The organism is Microcoleus sp. T3_A4 (assembly GCF_036700465.1).
In the GTDB taxonomy this organism is placed as follows: Bacteria; Cyanobacteriota; Cyanobacteriia; order Cyanobacteriales; family Microcoleaceae; genus Microcoleus.
This window is the reverse complement of sequence record NZ_JAUBOY010000120.1, coordinates 1-2,428: the sequence shown is the minus strand read 5'-3', so window position 1 is coordinate 2,428 and position 2,428 is coordinate 1. Positions and strand designations below refer to the sequence as shown.

Annotated in this window: 3 protein-coding genes; 1 reads left to right on the top strand and 2 read right to left on the bottom strand. The window is 42.4% G+C overall.

Annotated elements, in window-relative coordinates:
• Positions 1–606: 606 nt before the first annotated feature.
• Complete coding sequence (locus tag QUA07_RS29770) at positions 607–1,281, bottom strand: group II intron maturase-specific domain-containing protein (protein ID WP_333332829.1); 675 nt, start codon at positions 1,279–1,281, stop codon at positions 607–609.
• Positions 1,282–1,437: 156 nt separating this feature from the next.
• Positions 1,438–1,677, bottom strand: coding sequence for a transposase (locus QUA07_RS30190; protein WP_445305925.1), 240 nt, complete (start codon positions 1,675–1,677; stop codon positions 1,438–1,440).
• An 83-nt stretch (positions 1,678–1,760) separates the two neighbouring features.
• Between QUA07_RS30190 and QUA07_RS29760 the strand changes: the two genes are divergently transcribed.
• A complete protein-coding gene (locus QUA07_RS29760) occupies positions 1,761–2,315 on the top strand; it encodes a winged helix-turn-helix domain-containing protein (RefSeq protein WP_333332826.1) in 555 nt (184 codons plus the stop codon).
• The last annotated feature ends 113 nt before the right edge of the window (positions 2,316–2,428 follow it).

Genomic DNA, 2,428 nt, shown 5'->3' with positions numbered 1-2,428 from the left:
CTTTCATTAGGTTTGATTACACAATGATATTTCATTATTATTGATTGTACCTCATAACAGCGGGAACCGCTGTATCTAACTTTTCCTGACAGGTTCAGCCCCGTCTCATTGAACTTCAAGAGATTCACCTGTCTTCCGTCTGCACCCTTTCAGGTTGGGTATCTCAGGTTTCTACCTGCCCTATCCGTCGAGTTATAGGCTTGTGCCTTTTCCTCTGGACTTTCGTCCTGACGGCATTCGCTTCTGAAGACATCCCTCACCCGCTAGGGAGTTAGAGTTACCTTACGGTTTCTTTACTACTGCGTTGGAAATTAGGCAGTAGACCCTATCGGGGTTATCTCGTTCCACACCAGATGGAGATACAACTAATTCGGTGTCCTGCTTTACTCCGGGGACTAGGCGCTCACACAATCCACCTAATTCTTTGGATTACCTGTTGTCCCTACACTCCTGTTTCAGTCACTTTCAGAAGCTCGGCTTAACGAAGCGTCATCGCAGGTTCGCTATTGCTACACCTAATTAGTTTTGCCCTTGCCTCCTTTTTGGATGTGACTTCCCACTTAGGTTCGGCTTCTTTCCTTAGCTATGAGACACAAAGATTGCTCTTTATGCCCCAAGGAAATGGACACTGGCATTTGAGCGCTTGCCAGGGGAGTCTTTGAGCCTCCCACTCTCTCGTGCGGCTTCGATTCGCACAACCAGGTCGCCATCGTAAGGACTTTTATCCCCTTTAACTTTCACATAGTCGGTGCTGCTACACTCGAATTCACTATGCTTTAGTAACCTTATAGGGTTCACTCCCTCTTCTCTGGTTGAGAATGCCCAGTTATCACCGCCAATGGTATGCCAATACAGTCGATGTCCTGCATTGATGTTTCCACAACGGCGTTTTGCCCAACGTCGAAGTTTCAGGTATATGAGGTCATCTTGTTTAGAGAGTTCTCCAACGGTTTTAGCGTCAGAGTTTGTATAAAAAGAAGTCCATCCCCTGATCACAGGGTTTAAGTCTCTAATTAACGCCGATTGTGGCGATGACCTATGTTTTTTGATGATTCTTCCGATTTCCTCTTGGTGAGCCTTACTTGACTTCTTATTTGGGATAATGAGTGTGTTAAAACCTAATATTTCACCGTGCGTACTTAAACTGCTCCGATGTTGTCTAGCAGGGTATTGCTGGATGTGATGACCTAAAAAGTCAAAACCAGCTTTACCATCCTCACTTAATTCATCCTTGAAAGTGTGAGTTAACCTTGTCTTCTCAGGTTTTAATTCTAAACCCATGTCAGCTAAGCTGTTGCACATTTAAACTATGATACAAGCATTACCCTTATTTTGGATTTTGCGGCCCCATTTAATTATTAATTGCGCTTCATTTAAGAGGCGGTGCAATAAATACTCTAGCTCTTAAATAGATGTAAAAAGTCGATTGGCCATATATTATTTTGCCGAATGCCATACTAATTCAATTAAGTTATAGTCGGGGCTGTATTCGGGGAGGAATTCTAAATGAAGGTTAGGCATTTCTGTTTCAATTATTTTCAGGTACTCTTCTTTCTTGTGAAAACTAGCATTATCAAGGATAATCACTATTTTGGCTCCTTTTTCCGCAAATTCTGAGGCTTCATTACCTGCTGATACCCATTCATTAATTAGCTCTTCATAAAACAGTTTTAGCACTTGATAAAAATTATATGATATCAATTCCGGTTGCACCGGAATGATATACTGAAAGAGCGTCAAGAGTGCAACGAGGACAAGTCATGCCTAAACGCCTCAAGTTAGAGCCTCATCACACCTGCTGCGAGTTGTCTAAACTTTATCGTCAAGCGTCAGACCCAATTGAACGGACACGCTACCAAATAATTTGGCTCTTAGCAACTGGACAAGTTACTGAAGATGTCGCTTCGGTCACAGGTTACTGCCGTAACTCGATATACCGCTTAGTCCGTCGTTACAATCAATTAGGTGCTAATGGGTTGAAAGACAAACGTCATCAACATCCGGGTACTCAACCTTTATTATCTGTGGTGGAACAAGCACAACTGTTGCAAACTTTACGAACTCCCACCGCTGATGGAGGATTATGGAACAGTCGTAAAGTTGCTGAGTGGATGGGTAATTTACTTGACCGTCCAATCAGCGTACAAAGGGGTTGGGACTATCTACGTTCGTTAGAGTTTCGGTTACGGATACCCAGACCTGAACACGACCTAGCTGACCTTGAAGTCCAAGAAGCTTGGAAAAAAAACTGCGAACGCAAGCTAAACGAATTCAACAGCAGCATCCACTATAGCAATCCTAAATCATTATCATGAGTACGGTACAATTATATGCAATACTTGATTATGACAAAAAAAATGAATAACTTACAACTGCCACCCATAGATATGGAAAAAGAAATACCCCAATTAGAATCTTTCATTAAAAG

Coding starts and splice junctions, on each gene's coding strand:
- QUA07_RS29770 (WP_333332829.1), bottom strand. CDS start 1,281: ATGGGTTTAGAATTAAAACCTGAGAAGACAAGGTTAACTCACACTTTC.
- QUA07_RS29760 (WP_333332826.1), top strand. CDS start 1,761: ATGCCTAAACGCCTCAAGTTAGAGCCTCATCACACCTGCTGCGAGTTG.